This window comes from Pseudomonas sp. MN1F (assembly GCF_009391885.1).
GTDB lineage: Bacteria > Pseudomonadota > Gammaproteobacteria > Pseudomonadales > Pseudomonadaceae > Aquipseudomonas.
This window is the reverse complement of the sequence record NZ_VZII01000007.1, coordinates 251,834-271,071: the sequence shown is the minus strand read 5'-3', so window position 1 is coordinate 271,071 and position 19,238 is coordinate 251,834. Positions and strand designations below refer to the sequence as shown.

General features: G+C 63.4%; 16 protein-coding genes and 1 pseudogene. 11 read left to right on the top strand and 6 right to left on the bottom strand.

The window, feature by feature from the left end; all coding sequences use genetic code 11:
* The 4 genes from F6X59_RS04130 (at position 1) to lpxC (ending at position 4,425) form a co-directional block, all read left to right on the top strand.
* Positions 1–870 carry a cell division protein FtsQ/DivIB gene (locus tag F6X59_RS04130; protein ID WP_152954778.1) on the top strand — a complete coding sequence of 290 codons (870 nt, stop codon included), beginning with the start codon at positions 1–3 and terminating at the stop codon, positions 868–870.
* A 14-nt stretch (positions 871–884) separates the two neighbouring features.
* Positions 885–2,147 (top strand): cell division protein FtsA, encoded by a 1,263-nt coding sequence (ftsA, locus tag F6X59_RS04125; RefSeq protein WP_027594020.1) that lies wholly within the window; start codon positions 885–887, stop codon positions 2,145–2,147.
* A 55-nt stretch (positions 2,148–2,202) separates the two neighbouring features.
* Entirely contained in the window at positions 2,203–3,399 is a 1,197-nt protein-coding gene (gene ftsZ / locus F6X59_RS04120) for a cell division protein FtsZ (RefSeq protein ID WP_003260772.1), read from the top strand.
* 114 nt (positions 3,400–3,513) lie between these two features.
* On the top strand, positions 3,514–4,425 hold the full coding sequence (lpxC, locus tag F6X59_RS04115) for a UDP-3-O-acyl-N-acetylglucosamine deacetylase (RefSeq protein WP_152954776.1): 912 nt from the start codon (positions 3,514–3,516) through the stop codon (positions 4,423–4,425).
* Between the two features lie 151 nt (positions 4,426–4,576).
* Here the strand turns inward: lpxC and F6X59_RS04110 are convergent, their stop codons facing one another.
* Positions 4,577–5,032 (bottom strand): DUF721 domain-containing protein, encoded by a 456-nt coding sequence (locus tag F6X59_RS04110; protein ID WP_152954774.1) that lies wholly within the window; start codon positions 5,030–5,032, stop codon positions 4,577–4,579.
* Between the two features lie 299 nt (positions 5,033–5,331).
* Here F6X59_RS04110 and secA point away from each other — a divergent pair, with 299 nt between their 5' ends.
* The 4 genes and pseudogenes from secA (at position 5,332) to F6X59_RS04090 (ending at position 10,581) form a co-directional block, all read left to right on the top strand.
* Positions 5,332–8,067, top strand: coding sequence for a preprotein translocase subunit SecA (gene secA, locus F6X59_RS04105; RefSeq protein WP_152954772.1), 2,736 nt, complete (start codon positions 5,332–5,334; stop codon positions 8,065–8,067).
* Between the two features lie 89 nt (positions 8,068–8,156).
* Positions 8,157–9,374 (top strand): bifunctional glutamate N-acetyltransferase/amino-acid acetyltransferase ArgJ, encoded by a 1,218-nt coding sequence (argJ, locus tag F6X59_RS04100; protein WP_152954770.1) that lies wholly within the window; start codon positions 8,157–8,159, stop codon positions 9,372–9,374.
* A 77-nt stretch (positions 9,375–9,451) separates the two neighbouring features.
* Positions 9,452–9,640 (top strand): annotated as a pseudogene (locus F6X59_RS04095) (glutathione S-transferase); the annotation flags it as partial.
* Positions 9,637–10,581 (top strand): Nudix family hydrolase, encoded by a 945-nt coding sequence (locus F6X59_RS04090; RefSeq protein WP_152954769.1) that lies wholly within the window; start codon positions 9,637–9,639, stop codon positions 10,579–10,581. The pseudogene F6X59_RS04095 and the gene F6X59_RS04090, both read left to right, overlap by 4 nt.
* Before the next feature lie 32 nt (positions 10,582–10,613).
* On the opposite strand, the gene F6X59_RS04085 is transcribed toward F6X59_RS04090, so the two are convergent.
* From F6X59_RS04085 to F6X59_RS04075, 3 genes are read right to left on the bottom strand one after another with little or no spacing between them, the layout of a single operon-like run.
* A complete protein-coding gene (locus F6X59_RS04085) occupies positions 10,614–11,180 on the bottom strand; it encodes a cob(I)yrinic acid a,c-diamide adenosyltransferase (RefSeq protein ID WP_152954767.1) in 567 nt (188 codons plus the stop codon).
* 1 nt (position 11,181) lies between these two features.
* Positions 11,182–13,212, bottom strand: a complete 2,031-nt coding sequence (locus tag F6X59_RS04080) for an ATP-binding protein (RefSeq protein WP_152954765.1) — start codon at positions 13,210–13,212, stop codon at positions 11,182–11,184.
* A 30-nt stretch (positions 13,213–13,242) separates the two neighbouring features.
* The gene (locus F6X59_RS04075; protein ID WP_152954763.1) at positions 13,243–14,160 is read right to left on the bottom strand and encodes a putative 2-dehydropantoate 2-reductase; all 918 of its coding nucleotides are present in this window, start codon (positions 14,158–14,160) and stop codon (positions 13,243–13,245) included.
* Positions 14,161–14,262: 102 nt separating this feature from the next.
* Here F6X59_RS04075 and F6X59_RS04070 point away from each other — a divergent pair, with 102 nt between their 5' ends.
* The 3 genes from F6X59_RS04070 to F6X59_RS04060 all read left to right on the top strand — a co-directional run bounded on the left by F6X59_RS04070 (position 14,263) and on the right by F6X59_RS04060 (position 17,074).
* Positions 14,263–14,748: a YajQ family cyclic di-GMP-binding protein gene (locus F6X59_RS04070; protein WP_152954761.1), complete on the top strand. Its 486-nt coding sequence runs from the start codon at positions 14,263–14,265 to the stop codon at positions 14,746–14,748.
* A 116-nt stretch (positions 14,749–14,864) separates the two neighbouring features.
* Complete coding sequence (locus tag F6X59_RS04065; RefSeq protein ID WP_152954758.1) at positions 14,865–15,707, top strand: mechanosensitive ion channel family protein; 843 nt, start codon at positions 14,865–14,867, stop codon at positions 15,705–15,707.
* Between the two features lie 122 nt (positions 15,708–15,829).
* Entirely contained in the window at positions 15,830–17,074 is a 1,245-nt protein-coding gene (locus tag F6X59_RS04060) for an MFS transporter (RefSeq protein WP_152954756.1), read from the top strand.
* A 70-nt stretch (positions 17,075–17,144) separates the two neighbouring features.
* On the opposite strand, the gene F6X59_RS04055 is transcribed toward F6X59_RS04060, so the two are convergent.
* Positions 17,145–18,692 (bottom strand): AmpG family muropeptide MFS transporter, encoded by a 1,548-nt coding sequence (locus F6X59_RS04055; protein ID WP_152954754.1) that lies wholly within the window; start codon positions 18,690–18,692, stop codon positions 17,145–17,147.
* Between the two features lie 43 nt (positions 18,693–18,735).
* Positions 18,736–19,089, bottom strand: coding sequence for an MGMT family protein (locus F6X59_RS04050; protein ID WP_152954752.1), 354 nt, complete (start codon positions 19,087–19,089; stop codon positions 18,736–18,738).
* Positions 19,090–19,238: the final 149 nt, after the last annotated feature.

Sequence of the window (19,238 nt, the reverse complement as noted above, 5' to 3'; positions counted from 1 at the left end):
ATGCAAGGCGCAATGATACGTCAGCAGCAACCCGTTACCGGCCGTAGCAAGCCGGTGCCGCGTGGTGCCAGCCGACTGGTGGCCGACGAGCCCGTATCGGCGCGCCTGCCGCGGCCCAGCCTGGGCGGCCTGAAACGCCTGCTGTGGCCGATCGTGCTGGTGGCTGCGGGCTTTGGTGCCTATGAGGGCGCCATCCGCCTGATGCCCTATGCCGACCGGCCGATCACCAAGATCGACGTGCAGGGTGACCTCAGCTACATCAGCCAGCAGTCGGTGCAGCAGCGCATTGCGCCGTATGTGGCGGCGAGCTTCTTCAGCGTCGACCTCACGGCGATGCGCGCCGAGCTCGAGCAGATGCCATGGATCGCCCACGCCGAAGTACGCCGGGTGTGGCCCGACGAAGTGGTGATTCGCCTGGAAGAACAGCTGCCGGTGGCACGCTGGGGTGACGAAGCCCTGCTGAACAACCAGGGCCAGGCCTTCACCCCGCGCGAACTGGCCAACTACGAGCACCTGCCGCAGCTGGCCGGGCCGCAGCGCGCTCAGCAACAAGTCATGCAGCAATATCAGGTATTGAGCCAGATGCTGCGCCCCCTGGGCTTTTCCATCGCTCGCCTGGAGCTGCGCGAGCGGGGCAGCTGGTTCCTGACCACCGGTGCGAGCAGTGCCGGGCCGGGCATCGAGCTGCTGTTGGGGCGCGACCACCTGGTGGAGAAGATGCGCCGTTTCATTGCCATTTACGACAAGACACTCAAAGAGCAGATCACCAATATCGCCCGCATTGATCTGCGTTACTCCAACGGACTTGCCGTTGGTTGGCGGGAACCGAACGCACCGACGACGGCCAAACCCGCCGTTGCGAAGAATTAGAGAGAGGCAGGACCATGGCAAACGCGCATAGCGGCAAAATGATCGTCGGGCTGGACATCGGCACCTCCAAGGTGGTGGCGCTGGTGGGTGAAGTGGGCGAAGACGGCACCCTCGAGATCGTGGGCATCGGCACCCATCCGTCCCGCGGCCTGAAGAAGGGCGTGGTGGTGAACATCGAATCGACTGTGCAGTCGATCCAGCGCGCGGTGGAAGAAGCCCAGCTGATGGCCGGCTGCCGTATCCACTCGGCGTTCGTCGGCGTGGCCGGCAACCACATCCGCAGCCTGAACTCCCACGGCATCGTCGCCATCCGCGATCGTGAGGTCAGTGTTGCCGACCTCGAACGCGTGCTCGATGCCGCCCAGGCCGTGGCCATTCCGGCTGACCAACGCGTGCTGCACACCCTGCCGCAGGACTACGTGATCGACAACCAGGAAGGCGTGCGCGAGCCGCTGGGCATGTCTGGTGTGCGTCTGGAGGCCAAGGTTCACGTGGTCACCTGCGCGGTCAACGCGGCGCAGAACATCGAGAAGTGCGTACGCCGCTGCGGCCTGGAAATCGACGACATCATCCTCGAGCAGCTGGCCTCGGCCTACTCGGTGCTGACCGATGACGAGAAAGAGCTGGGTGTGTGCCTGGTGGACATCGGGGGTGGCACCACTGACATCGCCATCTTCACCGAGGGCGCGATCCGTCACACCGCGGTCATCCCGATTGCCGGCGACCAGGTGACCAACGACATCGCCATGGCCCTGCGTACGCCAACCCAGTACGCCGAGGAAATCAAGATCCGCTACGCCTGCGCCCTGGCCAAACTGGCCGGTGCCGGCGAGACCATCAAGGTGCCGAGCGTGGGCGACCGCCCACCGCGCGAGCTGTCGCGCCAGGCCCTGGCCGAGGTGGTGGAGCCACGTTACGACGAGCTCTTCACCCTGATCCAGGCCGAACTGCGCCGCAGCGGCTACGAGGACCTGGTGCCAGCCGGCATCGTCCTCACCGGCGGCACTGCGAAGATGGAAGGTGCCGTGGAACTGGCCGAGGAAATCTTCCACATGCCGGTACGCCTGGGCGTACCGCACAGCGTTCGGGGGCTGAGCGACGTGGTGCGCAACCCGATCTATTCCACCGGCGTGGGCTTGCTCACCTACGGCCTGCTCAAGCAGTCCGAGGACATGGTCCTGACCGGTAACAGCAACAGCAGCAGCAACAGCTATGGCGATGAACCGAAGGCCCCAGTGCTTGAACGCTTCAAGCGGTGGGTCCAGGGCAACTTCTAAGTTTCAAAGCAGTAGTGGTAGGCGCGACAACTAGAGAACTGTAAGGAGAGGGAAAATGTTCGAGCTCGTAGACAACGTCCCGCAAAGTCCGGTCATCAAAGTGATCGGTGTTGGCGGTGGCGGCGGCAACGCCGTCAACCACATGGTGAAGAGCAGCATCGAAGGCGTCGAGTTCATCTGCGCCAACACCGATGCCCAGGCGCTGAAAAACATCGGCGCACGCACCATCCTGCAACTGGGTACCGGCGTGACCAAGGGTTTGGGTGCCGGTGCCAATCCGGAAGTCGGCCGTCAGGCGGCTCTGGAGGACCGTGAGCGCATCGCCGAGGTGCTGCAGGGCACCAACATGGTGTTCATCACCACCGGCATGGGCGGCGGTACCGGTACCGGCGCGGCGCCGATCATCGCCGAAGTGGCCAAGGAAATGGGCATCCTCACCGTTGCAGTGGTGACCCGTCCATTCCCGTTCGAAGGCCGCAAGCGCATGCAGATCGCCGACGAAGGCATCCGCATGCTGGCTGAGAGCGTCGACTCGCTCATCACCATCCCCAACGAGAAGCTGCTGACCATCCTGGGCAAGGATGCCAGCCTGCTGTCCGCCTTTGCCAAGGCTGACGATGTCCTGGCCGGTGCCGTTCGCGGTATCTCCGACATCATCAAGCGCCCGGGCATGATCAACGTCGACTTCGCCGACGTGCGCACCGTCATGGGTGAAATGGGCATGGCGATGATGGGTACCGGCTGCGCCAGTGGCCCGAACCGTGCTCGCGAAGCCACCGAGGCGGCAATCCGCAACCCGCTGCTCGAAGACGTCAACCTGCAGGGCGCCCGCGGCATCCTGGTGAACATCACCGCAGGTCCTGACCTGTCGCTGGGTGAATACTCCGATGTGGGTAGCATCATCGAAGCCTTCGCCTCCGACCACGCCATGGTCAAGGTCGGCACCGTGATCGACCCTGACATGCGCGACGAGCTGCATGTGACCGTGGTCGCCACTGGTCTGGGCGCGCGCATCGAAAAACCGGTCAAGGTAGTCGACAACACCCTGCAGACCGCTCAGCAGGTGTACGAGGCTTCCAACCCGGCGCCGGTGCGCCAGGAGCAGCCAGCCGTCAACTACCGTGACCTGGAGCGCCCGACCGTAATGCGCAACCAGGCCCACGCAGGTGCCGCTGCGGCAGCTAAACTCAACCCACAGGATGACCTGGACTACCTCGATATCCCAGCCTTCCTGCGTCGTCAGGCCGATTGATGGAATTTATCAGGGGTATAAGGGTGATTGGTGTTCAGCAAAGGCCGGGTCTGTTATCATCCCCAGCCTTTGTTGATACCTGTTCGCATTATTTGCGCTGAAGCGGCCAATGCCATGATTAGACAACGCACCCTGAAGAATACCATCCGTGCCACGGGCGTCGGCCTGCACTCCGGGGAGAAGGTCTACCTGACCCTCAAGCCTGCGCCTGTCGACACCGGCATCGTCTTCCGTCGCGCCGACCTTGACCCTGTGGTCGAGATCCCGGCGCGTGCGGCCAACGTCGGTGAGACCACCATGTCCACCACGCTGGTCAACGGTGACGTCAAGGTCGATACGGTCGAGCACCTGCTCTCCGCCATGGCGGGCCTGGGCATCGATAACGCCTACGTCGAGCTCTCCGCCTCGGAAGTGCCGATCATGGATGGCAGCGCCGGTCCCTTCGTATTCCTGATTCAGTCTGCCGGCCTGGAAGAGCAGGACGCAGCCAAGAAGTTCATCCGCATCCTGCGCGAAGTGACAGTGACGGAGGGCGACAAGAGCGCCACCTTCCTGCCATTCGACGGGTTCAAGGTGAGCTTCGAGATCGACTTCGATCACCCGGTCCTCAAGGGCCAGACCCAGAGTGCGGTCGTCGACTTCTCCAGCACCTCGTTCGTGAAGGAAGTCAGCCGCGCCCGTACTTTCGGCTTCATGCGTGACATCGAGTACCTGCGCAAGCACAACCTTGCGTTGGGTGGCAGTGTCGAGAACGCCATCGTGGTCGACGAGACTGGTGTGCTCAACGAAGACGGCCTTCGTTCCGATGACGAATTCGTCAAGCACAAGATCCTCGACGCCATTGGTGACCTTTACCTGCTGGGCAACAGCCTGATCGGCGAGTTCAAGGGCTACAAGTCCGGCCACGCGCTGAACAACCAGCTGCTGCGCAAGCTCATTGCTGAAACCGATGCTTGGGAAGTGGTCACTTTCGAAGATGCCAGTACGGCACCGATCTCGTACATGCGCCCTGTTGCGGCCGTGTAAGTTCGAACACTCTCTCTAGTGTGATTAAGGCCACCTTCGGGTGGCCTTTTTTATTTCTGGATGACGGACGTCGTGGGGGCGAGGGTGCCTGGCATGAGCTTTTCAGCGCCTGTGAGATCGAGCGCCAGCACAAAACTCGAGGCAAGCGCCCCTAGCCTTTACCCTTCGCATGAGCCGCCAGCCGTTCGAGGGCGGCACGCAGTTTCGGATCGGCGATGCCTTCGGCGGAATCGCGGATACTGTCGGCGGCATCGTTCGACAGCGCCGTCGTGTTACCGCCACGCTTGGCTGGCACCAGCGGTGGCTGCACCTTGTAGAGAATACGCTGCAGGTTGCCAAAGGCTTCCAGGGCCTGCAGCTGGCGCTGCAGACGCTTCTGCTGGTAGCGCAGGCGAGTAGCCCAGTGGCCGTCGGTAACCACCAGCAACAACGTGCCATCACGCCACGAGGCCACATGGCAATGCTCACGGGCAGCCGGCTGCAGCTGGCTTTCCAGCAGGCGCTGCAGGTGCGCCAGGCGCTCGGCCTGGTTCAGCAGCAGGCGCAGCGGGCGGTTCTGGCGCAGCAGGGTAGCGGGCGGCTGTGCAGGGGAGGGTTTGAAGGCCATGGCGGTTTGAATGAGGGTGACAAGGTTGCCAGTCTAACACCTCTGCAGGCCACACCACCCCTTCGCGGGAACGGATACGAGTCATTCTCGCTACGTTTCATCAACCTGCGGGTTGAACTCGGGGAAAATGCCCCTATCTTAGAAAAGCCCCCGCCTAAGCGCTGTGCCAGCATCGTGGCAATCGACCACTTTCCTCACCATCGTTTCCGGGTAGAATGCTCGTTCGCATGCGGCCTAAGGGCTGCACGGGCGACTCATGGGGCCGCCCTCCATCCCTACGTGTGGAAGATCCTGCCGATATGTTTGCGCCTTTGTTAAAGAAACTTTTTGGAAGCAAGAACGAGCGTGAAGTCAAACGCATGCTCAAGACGGTAGCTATCGTCAATGCCTTCGAAGAGAAGATGGTGGCCCTCTCCGATGAGCAACTGCGGGGCAAGACCGCAGAGTTCAAGGAGCGCCTGGCCAAAGGCGAGACATTGGACCAACTGCTGCCCGAAGCCTTTGCCGTGGCCCGTGAGGCCGGCAAGCGCGTGATGGGCATGCGCCACTTCGACGTGCAGCTGATCGGCGGCATGACCCTGCACGAGGGCATGATCGCAGAAATGCGTACCGGTGAAGGCAAGACCTTGGTCGGTACCCTGGCCGTTTACCTCAATGCCCTGTCTGGCAAAGGCGTACACGTGGTCACGGTGAACGACTACCTGGCCCGCCGTGACGCCAACTGGATGCGCCCGCTGTACGAATTCCTCGGCCTGTCCGTAGGCATCGTCTCGGCCTTCCAGCCGCCTGAAGAAAAGCGCGCCGCCTACGCCGCCGACATCACCTACGGCACCAACAACGAATTCGGTTTCGACTACCTGCGCGACAACATGGCGTTCAGCCAGGAAGAGAAGTTCCAGCGTGAACTGAACTTCGCCGTGATCGACGAAGTCGACTCGATCCTCATCGACGAAGCGCGCACCCCGCTGATCATCTCCGGCCAGGCCGAAGACAGCTCCAAGCTGTACATCGAGATCAACCGCCTGATTCCGCGCCTGACCCAGCACATCGAAGAAGTCGAAGGCCAGGTCACCCAGGAAGGCCACTTCACCATCGACGAGAAGAGCCGCCAGGTCGAGCTCAACGAAGCCGGTCACCAGTTCATCGAAGAGATGCTCACCCAGGCAGGCTTGCTGGCCGAAGGCGAGAGCCTGTACTCGGCGCATAACCTGGGCCTGCTGACCCACGTCTACGCTGGTCTGCGTGCGCACAAGCTGTTCCACCGCAACATCGAATACATCGTCCAGGACGGTCAGGTCCTGCTGATCGACGAGCACACCGGCCGTACCATGCCCGGCCGTCGCCTGTCCGAAGGCCTGCACCAGGCCATCGAGGCGAAAGAAAACCTGAACATCCAGGCCGAAAGCCAGACCCTGGCTTCGACCACCTTCCAGAACTACTTCCGCCTGTACACCAAGCTGTCCGGCATGACCGGTACCGCCGACACCGAAGCGTTCGAGTTCCAGTCGATCTACGCCCTCAACGTGATGGTCATTCCGCCGAACAAGCCGCTCGCGCGTAAAGACTTCAACGACCTGGTGTACCTGACCGCCGACGAGAAATACGCCGCGATCATCGCCGACATCAAAGAGAGCATGACCCAGGGCCGCCCGATCCTGGTGGGTACCGCCACCATCGAAACCTCGGAGCACATGTCGAACCTGCTGAAGAAGGAAGGTATCGACCATAAGGTACTGAACGCCAAGTACCACGAGAAGGAAGCCGAAATCATCGCGCAGGCCGGTGCCCCGGGTGCGCTGACCATTGCCACCAACATGGCCGGCCGTGGTACCGACATCCTGCTGGGCGGTAACTGGGAGGCCGAAGTGGCTGCCCTGGAAAGCCCGACCCCTGAGCAGATCGCCCAGATCAAGGCCGACTGGCAGAAGCGTCACCAGCAGGTGATTCAAGCCGGTGGCCTGCACGTGATCGCCTCCGAGCGCCACGAATCGCGCCGTATCGACAACCAGCTGCGTGGCCGTTCCGGCCGTCAGGGCGACCCAGGTTCGAGCCGCTTCTACCTGTCGCTGGAAGACAGCCTGATGCGCATCTTCGCCTCTGATCGGGTGAAGAACTTCATGAAGGCACTGGGCATGCAGTCCGGCGAGGCCATTGAGCATCGCATGGTCACCAACGCCATCGAGAAAGCCCAGCGCAAGGTCGAAGGCCGCAACTTCGACATCCGCAAACAGCTGCTCGAATACGATGACGTGGCCAACGAACAGCGCAAGGTGATCTACCACATGCGCAACAGCCTGCTGGCGGCCGAGAACATTGGCGACACCATCGTCGAGTTCCGCCAGGAAGTGCTGGACGCCACCATCAGCCAGCACATCCCGCCGCAGTCGCTGCCAGAGCAGTGGGACGTGGCCGGCCTCGAAGCTTCGCTGGCCAGCGACTTCGCCATGAAGCTGCCGATCCAGCAGTGGCTGGACGAGGACGATCACCTCTACGAGGAGACCCTGCGCGAGAAGCTGCTGAACGAGATCACCACCGCATACACCGAGAAGGAAGACCAGGCCGGTATCGAAGCCCTGCGTACCTTCGAGAAGCAGATCCTGCTGCGCGTGCTGGACGACCTGTGGAAAGACCACCTGTCGACCATGGACCACCTGCGTCACGGTATCCACCTGCGTGGTTATGCACAGAAGAACCCGAAGCAGGAATACAAGCGCGAGTCGTTCTCGCTGTTCCAGGAGCTGCTCGAGTCGATCAAGCGCGACACCATCCGCGTGCTGTCGCACGTTCAGGTACGCCGCGAAGACCCGGCCGAAGAAGAAGCCCGTCTGCGCCGCGAAGCCGAGGAGCTGGCCAGCCGCATGCAGTTCCAGCACGCCGCTGCGCCGGGCCTCGAAAGCGAGCAACTGAGCGAGGAGGGTGCCGAAGTGGCCGTGGCCGCTGCCCCGGTGCGCAACGACCTGAAGCTGGGCCGCAACGAGCCGTGCTGGTGTGGTTCGGGCAAGAAATTCAAGCATTGCCATGGTCAGATCGAGTGACCTGAGCTGATTGTTGTATCGTGACAACCCTGGGGGCCGCATTGCGGCCCCCTTTTTCCATATTCACCGTTTTTTCTAGGAGCGCTCTAATGGCTGTTGGTCTTGGTCCTTTGCCCACCCTGCACCCGGTTCCGGGTTTTGAACTCGGTATTGCTTCTGCCGGCATCAAGCGTCCTGGGCGCAAGGATGTGGTGGTCATGCGCTGCGCCGAAGGCTCCAGCGTGGCTGGCGTGTTCACCCTCAACGCCTTCTGTGCAGCTCCGGTGATCCTGTCCAAGCAGCGCGTGCAGGGCACCGTGCGCTACCTGCTGACCAACACCGGCAATGCCAACGCCGGTACCGGCGCGCCAGGCCTGGCCGCTGCCGAACGTACCTGCGCCAAGCTGGCCGAACTGACCGGCGTGCCGGCCGAGTCGGTGCTGCCGTTCTCCACCGGTGTGATCGGTGAGCCACTGCCGGTCGAGAAGATCGAAGGCGCGCTGCAGGCCGCCCTGGACAACCTGTCGGAAAACCACTGGGCTGAAGCCGCCACCGGCATCATGACCACCGACACCCTGCCAAAAGGTGCCAGCCGCCAGTTCCAGCACGATGGCGTCACCGTCACCGTCACCGGTATCAGCAAAGGCGCCGGCATGATTCGCCCGAACATGGCCACCATGCTCGGCTACATCGCCACCGACGCCAAGGTCGCCCCGGCCGTGCTCAAGGACCTGATCCTCGACGGCGCCAACAAGTCGTTCAACCGCATCACCATCGACGGCGACACCTCGACCAACGACTGCTGCATGCTGATCGCCACCGGCAAGGCCAACCTGCCGGAAGTCACCGAGGCCAGCGGCGCGCTGTTCGAAGCACTGAAGAAGGCCGTATTCGAAGTGTGCATGGAAGTGGCCCAGGCCATCGTCCGTGACGGCGAAGGTGCCACCAAGTTCGTTACCGTGCAGGTCAACGGTGGTGGTAATCATCAGGAATGCCTGGATGTCGGTTACGCCGTGGCCCACTCGCCACTGATCAAGACCGCGCTGTTCGCTTCCGACCCGAACTGGGGCCGTATCCTGGCTGCCGTGGGCCGTGCCGGTGTGCCGGAGCTGGATGTCAGCCTGATCGACGTTTACCTGGACAGCGTATGCATCGCCAGCCAAGGCGGCCGTAGCCCGAGCTACACCGAAGCGCAGGGTTCGGCAGTGATGGCCCAGGAAGAGATCACCATCCGTATCGAGCTTGGCCGTGGCCAGTGCAGCGAAACCATCTGGACCACCGACCTGTCCCACGAATACGTGAAGATCAACGCCGAATACCGTACCTGATGTAAAGGGGCTGCAAAGCAGCCCCAAATTCCCCAAAGACATGGAGCCGAACCATGAGCTATCACCAGATCATCGGCGACAAGCTGTATTCCTCCTGGTCGCTGTGCGTCGCCCTGGCCGATGCCTTCTTCGCCCCGGTGGCGGTGCGCCTGCGGACCTACCGCGTGGAAGTGCCCGCCAAGGCTGCCAGCTATATCGAAACCCTTTACCAGTGGCCGGCCTTCAAGGCCTGGCAGCAAGCTGGCCTGGCGGAGCGTGCAGGTTGAAACGTATTCATGTAGTCGCCGCGGTGATTCGCGGCAATGACGGGCGCATTCTGATTGCGCGCCGCGCCGATACCCAGCATCAGGGTGGCCTGTGGGAATTCCCGGGCGGCAAGGTGGAAGAGGGCGAAGGCGTCGAAGCGGCCTTGGCCCGCGAACTGCGCGAAGAGCTGGGCATCGAAGTGACCCGTTCGCGGCCACTGATCAAGGTCAGCCACGACTACCCGGACAAACAGGTGCTGCTGGATGTCCGCGAGGTCGATGCGTTCACCGGTGAGCCCCATGGCGCCGAAGGCCAGCCGCTGGCCTGGGTCGCACCCCGGGAGCTGGCACAGTACCAATTCCCTGAAGCCAACAAGCCGATCGTCGCGGCTGCGCGCTTGCCGGATCAGTACCTGATCACGCCGGATGGCCTGGAAGTGCCGCAGCTGCTCAAGGGTATCCAGAAGGCCGTGGCCAACGGTATTCGCCTGATCCAGCTGCGCGCCCCGGACATGTACGACCCCAAGTATCGCGATGTGGCGGTGGACGCGGTCGGCCTGTGCGCCGGCAAGGCGCAGCTGATGCTCAAGGGGCCGCTGGAGTGGCTGGGCGACTTCCCGTCGGCCGGCTGGCACCTGACCGCCGCGCAGCTGCGCAAATACGCAGCCAAAGGCCGCCCGTTCCCCACTGAGCGCTGGCTTGCGGCGTCGTGCCACAGTGCCGAAGAGCTGGCGCTGGCCGAGCAGATGGGGGTGGATTTCATCACCCTGTCGCCGGTGCAGGCGACCCAGACCCATCCCGAGGCGGTGCCGTTGGGGTGGGATGAGGCGCAGCGGCTGATTACCGGCTTCAACCAGCCGGTTTACCTGCTGGGTGGGGTTGGGCCGGGTGAGCGGGAGAAGGCCTGGGAAGCCGGGGCCCAAGGTGTTGCTGGGATTCGAGCGTTCTGGCCTGAGGCCTGAGTATCCGGGGCCGCTTTGCGGCCCCGGCGCTATCAGCCCTTAGGCTGTTGCGCAGGCTGCCACAAAACCTCCGCAACCCCCTGCCGCCGCCCGATGATCCGCGCTGCCACAAACAGCAGATCGGACAGCCGGTTGATATAAGCCAACCCAACCCCCGCCAACGGCTCCAGCGCATTCAACTGCTGACACCGCCGCTCGGCACTGCGCGCCAGGCTACGGCACACATGGGCCTGCGCCACCAGTGCCGAACCACTGGGCAGAATGAAGTTCTGCAGCGGCCCCAGTTCCTCGTTCCATACATCGATCGCCGCCTCCAGGCGCTCCACCTCGGCCTGGTTCAAGGCCTGATAGCTGGGCATCGCCAACTCGCCGCCAAGGTCGAACAAGCGATGCTGGCAAGGCGCCAGAACGTTGCTCACCTCATCCAGCTTGTGGTCATCCAGGCCGGCCAGCAGCACCCCGAGCTGGCTGTTGAGGCTGTCCACCTCACCGATCGCTTCGACCCGTGGATGGTCCTTGGGCACCCGTCGCCCGTCGCCCAGGCCGGTTTCGCCATTGTCGCCAGTGCGGGTGTAGATCTTCGACAGGCGATAGCCCATGTCATGCCTCCGTGTGGGTCGGCGCGGCCGCTGGCGGCTGGCCGAGGGGCAGGCGCAGGGTGAAGCAGGTGCCCTGGCCGGGCGTGGACTGCACCTCCATCTGCCCCTTGTGGTTGTTGGTGATGATGAAGTACGAAACCGACAGCCCGAGCCCGGTACCCTGGCCAATTTCCTTGGTGGTGAAGAACGGCTCGAAGGTGCGTTTGCGCACGGTTTCGGGCATGCCCACACCGTTGTCCTCGACCTGGATCTCGGCCCACGGCGGGTTGAGTTTGGTGCGCAGGATGATGCGCCCTGGCTCGCTGGGCTGTGGCCGCTGGTGGATGGCCTGGGCGGCGTTCTTCAGCAGGTTCAACAGCACCTGCTCCAGCTCGTTGGCGGTACAGGGCACCGGGCCGAGGTTGGGGTCGAACTGGCGGACGATGGCTTGGCCCTTGAAGTCGAAGCCGATGGTCAGGTCGAAGTCGTTGCTGGCAATTTCCACGGCCTGGTCGATCAACGCCGGCAGTTCGCAAGGTACCAGCAGGCGGTTGCTGCGGCGGCTGAAGCTGAGCATGTGGGTGACGATCTTGGCGGCGCGTGCGCCGGCCTGCTGGATGCCGTCGAGCAGTTGCGGCACTTCGCGGTTGTCCAGGTAGCGGTTGACGCTGGCCAGGTCGATGCCCAGTTCGCTCGCCTGCTCCTGGTTGCGCGGCAGATCCGGCGACAGGCGCCGGCGGATGTTCTGCACGTTGTGCAGGATCGCGCCCAGTGGGTTGTTGATTTCGTGGGCCATGCCGGCTGCGAGGCCGCCGACCGAGAGCATCTTCTCGGACTGCACCATCATTTCTTCCAGCGACAGGCGCTGGGTGATGTCGTCGATACGGATGACCACGCCGCGGCCGCCGCCGCCCATCAGCGGGTAGAAGGTCAGGGCGTAATGGCGCAGGTCGTCGCCCTTGGGCCAGGTGACCCGCTCGATCTTCGCCACCCGGTGCTTTTCGACGCTTTCCTTGAGTTGCGGCAGGAACGGCTTGAGCGGTTCGAAGGCGATGAATATCGGCTGGTTCAGCGCTTCGTCCAGCGGCGTGCCGGAGAGCACCGTGGCTTCGTGGTTCCATTGGGTGACGTAAAGCTGCTCATCGAGGGCGATCAGCGCCGAGGGCATGGAGTCGATGATGCTGTTGAGGTAATTCTGAAAACCGGTGAGCTTCTTCTCGATCTTGCTGCGCACCTGGACTTCCAGCTCCAGCTTGCGATTGGTGTGACGGGTTTCCTCGGCCAGGCCCTGTGCCTGGTCGTAGGCCGTCTGGAATTCGTCGCGAGTGCGCTTGAGCTGCTGCTCGCGGGCCTCGATACGCGAAAGCATGGTGTTGAAGGCTTCGGCCAGGCTGCCGATCTCGTCGTCGTTGCCACGGGTGGCGCGCAAGGCATAGCTTTCTTCGCGGGTGACCTGGCGGCTGAGTTCTTCGAGCTGGTTGATCGGCTGGGTGATCAGGCGCTTGATCTGTCGGGCGATGATCATCCACAGCAGGATGCTGAATACCAGGATCGCCAGGCTGGCACTGAGCGTGCCGGTGTAGAACGCCGTGGGCAGTTCACTGCTGGCCACCAGCAGCAGGTGCGCCGGTGGGCTGGCGTCACGCGGGATGCGGATCAGCTGGGTGCTGCGAAACTCCATGAGGCGCCAGCCGTCGATGTTGCGGTAGCGCTTGGGCAGGGCCAGTGGTTCGCCGTGCTGCAACTGGGCCAGCATGCTGCCGTCGCCGCCGTAGATGGCGGCGGCGCGTAGCGGGGTGTAGCTGTCCAGCTCCTTGAGCAGTGCCGTGGCAGTCTCGGCCGAGTCGCCGGCACGGGCCGACAGTTGCGGGTTGGCCACCAGCTTGCCGATGGTCTGCAATGCCTGCGGCGCCATGCTCTCCTGGGTGATCCAGTAGGCGGCGCTGATGAAGGTCAGGTTGGCGACCAGCAGGATGGTCACCAGCAGCACCAGCAGGGCTGCCAGCAGTTTCTGCCCGACCGGGAGGTTTTCCAGGCGTTGGCGCAGGCTCATGGGCAAGGCAATGTCCGTATTGGGTTGACGTCAGGCGCTGGGTAAACCACGCGCTCGCAGGTTATCGACCAGGCGCTGGTGCAGGTGTTCCAGCCGTGGCAGCACCATGCCGTGGCGCTCGGCTGCCCGGCAGGCGTGGCCCAGCAGGTAGTGCACCTCGGTACGCCGGCCAGCGCGCACGTCCTGGTACATGGAAGAGTAGTTGGCTGCGGTGGCCAGGATCACCCGTTGCACTTCCTCGTCCAGATCGGTCGCCGCTTCGGGCTGGCCGCAACGGCGCAGCAGTTCGGCCAGTTCCGTGCTCAATACCTCGACCTCGTCGAGATGCCCGAGCAAACCGCCGTTCTGGCAATCGTGCAGCACGGTCAGCGGGTTGATGGCGCAGTTGAGCGCCAGCTTGCGCCACAGGCGGGTAAGGATATCGACAGTCCATTCGCCCGGGATGCCGGCGTCATTCAGGTCATCGAACCATTCGGGGACAGTGGGGTTGGCCGGGTCCCCCAGCCAGTTGAAGCCATGCCCGGCGAAGCGCACCCGCCAGTCGTCCTCACGGAATGCGCCTTCGGTGCTGGAGGCGAAGATGCAGCGGGCGAGGGGGACCTGGTCGGCGACTTCGTCCTGGCTGCCCAGGCCGTTCTGCAGCAGCACGATTTCCGCGCCCTCCGCCAGGCGCGGTGCCAGGCGGGCGATGGCGGGGGCGGCATCGTAGGCCTTGCAGGCCACCAGCAGGCGATGGATCGGCCCGCCGGACTCGGCCGTTTCGGCCGGGATGGCGTAGAGCCGGGTTTGCTCCTGTTCGAGCAGGGTCAGGCCGCCGGCCTGCTGGTAGGCCTGCAGGCGCTGCGCATCACGCAGGATCAGGCGGACTGCCTTGCCAGCGCGTGCCAGGCGGCAGGCCCAGAGGCTGCCGAGGCTACCGGCGCCGAGAATATGCCAGGTGCTGCTCATCTGCGTTTCGCAACCCGTTATAATGAGCCCGCATTTTAACCCGCTAACACCGACGCGCTCCATGTTCAGACTGAGCGCGCGTTTATTTTATGGAGATTACCCATGCCTTCGTTCGACGTGGTATCGGAACTGGACAAGCACGAAGTGCAGAACGCGGTCGACAACGCCATCAAGGACCTTGATCGCCGCTATGACCTCAAGGGCAAGGGCAGCTTCGAGTTCAAGGACAAGGAGCAGACCGTGGTGCTGACCGCCGAGGAAGAGTTCCAGCTCGAAGCCATGATGGAAATCCTGCGCCTGGCGCTGGTCAAGCGCAAGATCGACGTCAAGTGCCTGGAAACCAAGGACCCGTACGCCTCGGGCAAGGAAAAGAAACAGGAAGCCAAGTTCCGCGAAGGCATCGACAAGGACCTGGCCAAGAAGATCGTCGCCACCATCAAGGACGGCAAGCTCAAGGTCCAGGCCGCCATCCAGGGCGAGCAGGTGCGGGTCACCGGCAAGAAGCGCGACGACCTGCAGGAAGCCATTGCCCTGCTGCGCACCAAGGAATTCGACATGCCGATCCAGTTCAACAACTTCCGCGACTGATCGCAGGGTTGTGCGGAACCTCGATGGCGTAATGATGTCCATGGGGGCCATGGCCGCTGTCAGACCCGCGGCCCGCTTTACTGTGTACGTGCCGCTCGGCATCAGGAGATGAATACATGGATTTGAACGCTGAAGTCGATCAGCTGGTCCGCCAATCGCAGACCTGGGTCCCCTTGATCATGGAATACGGCAGCCGCTTTCTGCTGGCACTGCTGACCCTGGCTGTCGGCTGGTGGATCATCAACAAGGTCAGCGCCCGCCTGGGCAAACTGGTTGGGCTGCGTAACGCCGACCTGGCGCTGCAAGGCTTCATCAGCACCTTGTCGAACATCGTGCTGAAAGTGCTGCTGTTCGTCAGCGTGGCGTCGATGATCGGCATCGAGACCACTTCGTTCGTCGCCGCCATCGGTGCCGCCGGCCTGGCCATCGGCCTGGCCTTGCAGGGCAGCCTGGCGAACTTCGCGGGTGGTGTGCTGATCCTGATGTTCCGCCCGTTCCGCATCGGTGACTGGATCGAAGCGCAGGGTGTGTCGGGTACCGTCGACAGCATCCAGATCTTCCACACCGTGCTGCGTACCGGTGACAACAAGACGGTGATCATGCCCAACGGTGCCCTGTCCAACGGCATCATTACCAATACCAACCGCCAGCCGACGCGCAAGGTGGTGTTCGATGTGGGCGTGGACTATGAGGCCGACCTGCAGAAGGCCCGCCAGGTGCTGCTGGAGCTGGCGCAGGACCCGCGCGTGCTGGCGGACCCTGCTCCGCAGGCGGTCGTCTCGACCCTGGGCGACAGCTCGATCACCGTGTCGCTGCGCCTGTGGACCAAGACCTCCGATTACTGGGACGTGATGTTCATGCTCAACGAGCATGCCCGTGACCGGTTGAAGGCCGAAGGGATCGACATTCCGTTCCCGCAGCGGGTGATCCGCGTGGTGCAGGAAACTGCAGCGCAGTGATGCCAGACCGGGGCCGCGAAAGCGGCCCCAGTCTTTTCAGCCCCCTTACACTTGTTCACAGCAATCCCTCGCCATTTCTGGCATATAGCCTGTCCCCTCCTGCCTGCACCCGATACGCCATCATGAAACCACTGCTCTACATCACGCCTCTTCGGGCCCTGCTGTTCGGCCTGACCCTGGCCCTGTTCGAGCTGCTCACCTACCTGGCCAGCGACGCCGTGATGCCGGCCATGCCGGTGGTGGTCGAGCAGCTGAACGCCAGCCCCGAGTACATTCCCCACGCGCTCAACCTGTACCTGCTCGGTGGCGTGGTGCTGCAATGGCTGATCGGCCCGCTGGCCGACCGCTATGGTCGCCGCCCGCTGCTGCTGGCCGGCTGCGCGTTCTTCGGCGTTGCCTGCCTGGCCACCTACTGGGTGCAGGACATGGGCCTGTTCAACCTGCTGCGCCTGCTGCAGGGCATCGGCCTGGGCTTCGTGGTGACGGTCAGCTACCCAGCGCTGAACGAGTCGTTCAGCGAAGCGGACGCGGTGCGCATGATGGCGTTGCTGGCCAATATCGCCTTGCTGTCGCCGTTGCTTGGGCCGCTGGTCGGGACCCTCATGCTGCAGTGGCTGGACTGGCGCTGGCTGTTCCTGGCCTTCGCCGTCGGAGCAGTGCTGTGCTGGCTGCTGCTGCATCGGCTGATGCCGGAAACCCTCGGTGTGGAGCGTCGTGATGGCTCACGCCTGCCGTTTACCCCAATCCACCTGCTGCCGCTGCTTGCCGGTTACGGCCAGCTGCTGGCCAACCGCAAGTTCGTCGCCGGCAGTGCCGCGTTGGGCCTGGTCGGGCTGCCGCTGATTGGCTGGATCGGCCTTTCGCCAGTGCTGCTGATCCACGATGAGGGGCTGAGCACGATGGAATATGCGCTGTGGCAGTTGCCGGTGTTCGGCGGGCTGATCCTGGGTAACCTGATCATCAACCGGATCGCCGACCGTTACCCGCTGCCGGCCCTTGTGCGCGGCGCGCTGGGGCCGTACCTGGCCGGCCTGTGCCTGATGGTGCTGGCGACCTGGCTGTGGCCGACGGTAACCAGTGTGGTCGCCGGCATGTCGCTGTATGCGTTGGGGCTGGGCGTGGCCAATGCGGTGCTGTACCGCATGACGCTGTTCGCCAGCGAGCAGAGCAAGGGGTTGGTATCGGCGATGCTGGGGATGATCACCATTGCCTTGCTGGGGCTGGGTGGTGCGGTATTGGCGATGATCGGGGCAGGGGAGAGCTTGCTGCACTTTGCCCTGGCAGCAGGTGTGGCGGGTGCCTTGGCGCTGTGGCCTTTGTGGTTCGTGGTAGGCGGGCGGCCTGGGGAAGGGGCTGTCGCTCAATAAATTCTGTTGGATGTACCGACCTCTTCGCGGGTGAACCCGCGAAGAGGTCGGTACAGGCTGTAGAACGCTATCAGGGCTGCTCGGTCGCCGGGTTATCCACCGGCACCTGCTTTCCCCGGCTCACTTCCTGGCGCCAGTGCAGCGCGATCAGGATCAGCGTGGGCACACCCAACAGTGCAGTGATCAGGAAGAAATCGTGATACCCGTACTTCTCCACCATCACCCCTGAATAGCCGCCGATCAGGCGCGGCAGCAACAGCATGATCGAGCTGAGCAGCGCATACTGCGTGGCCGAGAACTTCAGGTTGGTCAGGCTCGACAGATAGGCGACGAACGCCGAGGTGGCCAGGCCCGAGCTGAAGTTGTCCAGCGAAATGGTCACCACCAGCATTTCCAGGTTAGGCCCCATGTCGGCCAGCATCAGGAACAGGATGTTGGTGGCCGCCGAGGCTGCGCCGCCGATGAACAGGATCGGCAGGATGCCGAACCGTACGATCAGCAAGCCGCCGACGCCGGCACCGACCAGGGTCATGATCAGGCCGAAGACCTTGCTGACGCTGGCGATCTGGTCCTTGGTGAAGCCCATGTCGATGTAGAACACGTTGGCCATCACGCCCATGACCGTGTCCGACATGCGATAGGTGGCGATCAGCCCCAGCAGCAGCAGCGCCTGCCAGCGATAGCGGGCGATGAAGTCGTGCACCGGTGTCAGCACCGGGGCCAGGCCACGCCGGCCCATGCTCGAAAGGCAGGCCCAGGTCAGCAGCACGTAGAGGATCAGGCGCAGGAAGGCACGGTCTTCGAGCAGCAGGTCGAGTGGCGTCGCAGCGCCGGAAATGACGCTCGACCAGCCGGTGTTGAACATCTGGGTGAAGCTGGCCGGTACTGACACCAGCAGGATGATCAGCACGAACACCGAGGCCATCTGATGCATCAGGCCATAACGCGCAGCCGACAACTGGGTGCGCAACGGTACCGGTGGCTCACGCATCACCAGGGTGGTGAACAGCGCTGGCAGCATCATCACGCCGAACAGCACGTAGGTGCCGGCCCAGGCCTTGTGCAGGTAGCTGAAGCCAGTGGAACCGAACCATTCGGCGAAGAACAGTGCACCTGCGGTCGCGAGCAGGGCGGCAACCCGGTAACCGGCCATGTAGCTGGCCGCGAGGGCCGCCTGGCGCTGGTCGTCGGCAATCTCCAGGCGATAGGCATCGACGGCGATGTCCTGGGTGGCCGAGGCAAAGGCCACCAGCACCGCCAGGGCGATCAGCCAGGAAAGGTGCTGCTGCGGGTCGCACAGGCTCATGCCGACCAGGCCGATCACCACCAGCGATTGCGACAGCAACAGCCACGAGCGCCGGCGCCCGAGGCCGCCAAGCAGCGGCAGGCGCCACTGGTCGAGCAGGGGTGACCAGACCCATTTGAAGGCATAGGCCAGGCCGATCAGGCTGGCGTAGCCAATGGTTTCACGGGCCACGCCAGCTTCGCGCAGCCACACCGACAGGGTCGAGAACACCAGCATGTAGGGCAGGCCGGCGGCGAAGCCCAGCAGCAAAAGTACCAAGGTTGACGGGCTGGCATAGGCAGCGAGCGCAGCGCGCCAGGTTTTACGGGGCATGGGCCAACATCTGCCTCAAATTTTCGAAAACAAAGCGCGCACTCTAACCGCTGTGCTCCATTGGGCGCCAGCCATGGCGCGTCATATCCACACGATTATTGGCCACATTCACACCCTCTGCGCGCAGTCTGGCGCGCTGTTCATCGCCCGAAGGGGTGCCCTGCGCCAGGCTCAGCCGCCCGCCAGCGCCGAGTACCCGGTGCCAGGGCAGGCGCGTATCGGCGGGCAACTGCCCAAGGGTGCGCCCGACCCAGCGTGCCGCCCGGCCAAGTCCCGCCAGCTCGGCGAGCTCGCCGTAACTGACCACCTTGCCCTCGGGGACCTGGCCAAGCACCGAATACAGCGCCGTTCGTCGGGCTTCGGGCGATGCCAGCGTGTGCTCATGACCCTCAGACATCGGGGCAGCCCTGGGCTGGGATGAAACCGGATGAATGGTCGCGGCAAATGAGAGTTGAACTCAACGGCATGCTCCTGGGTCTGTCCTTGCTCTGGTCGTTGGTATCTGGATAATGCCCGGCTTTTTTCGTCAAATCGAACCTGTAGCGC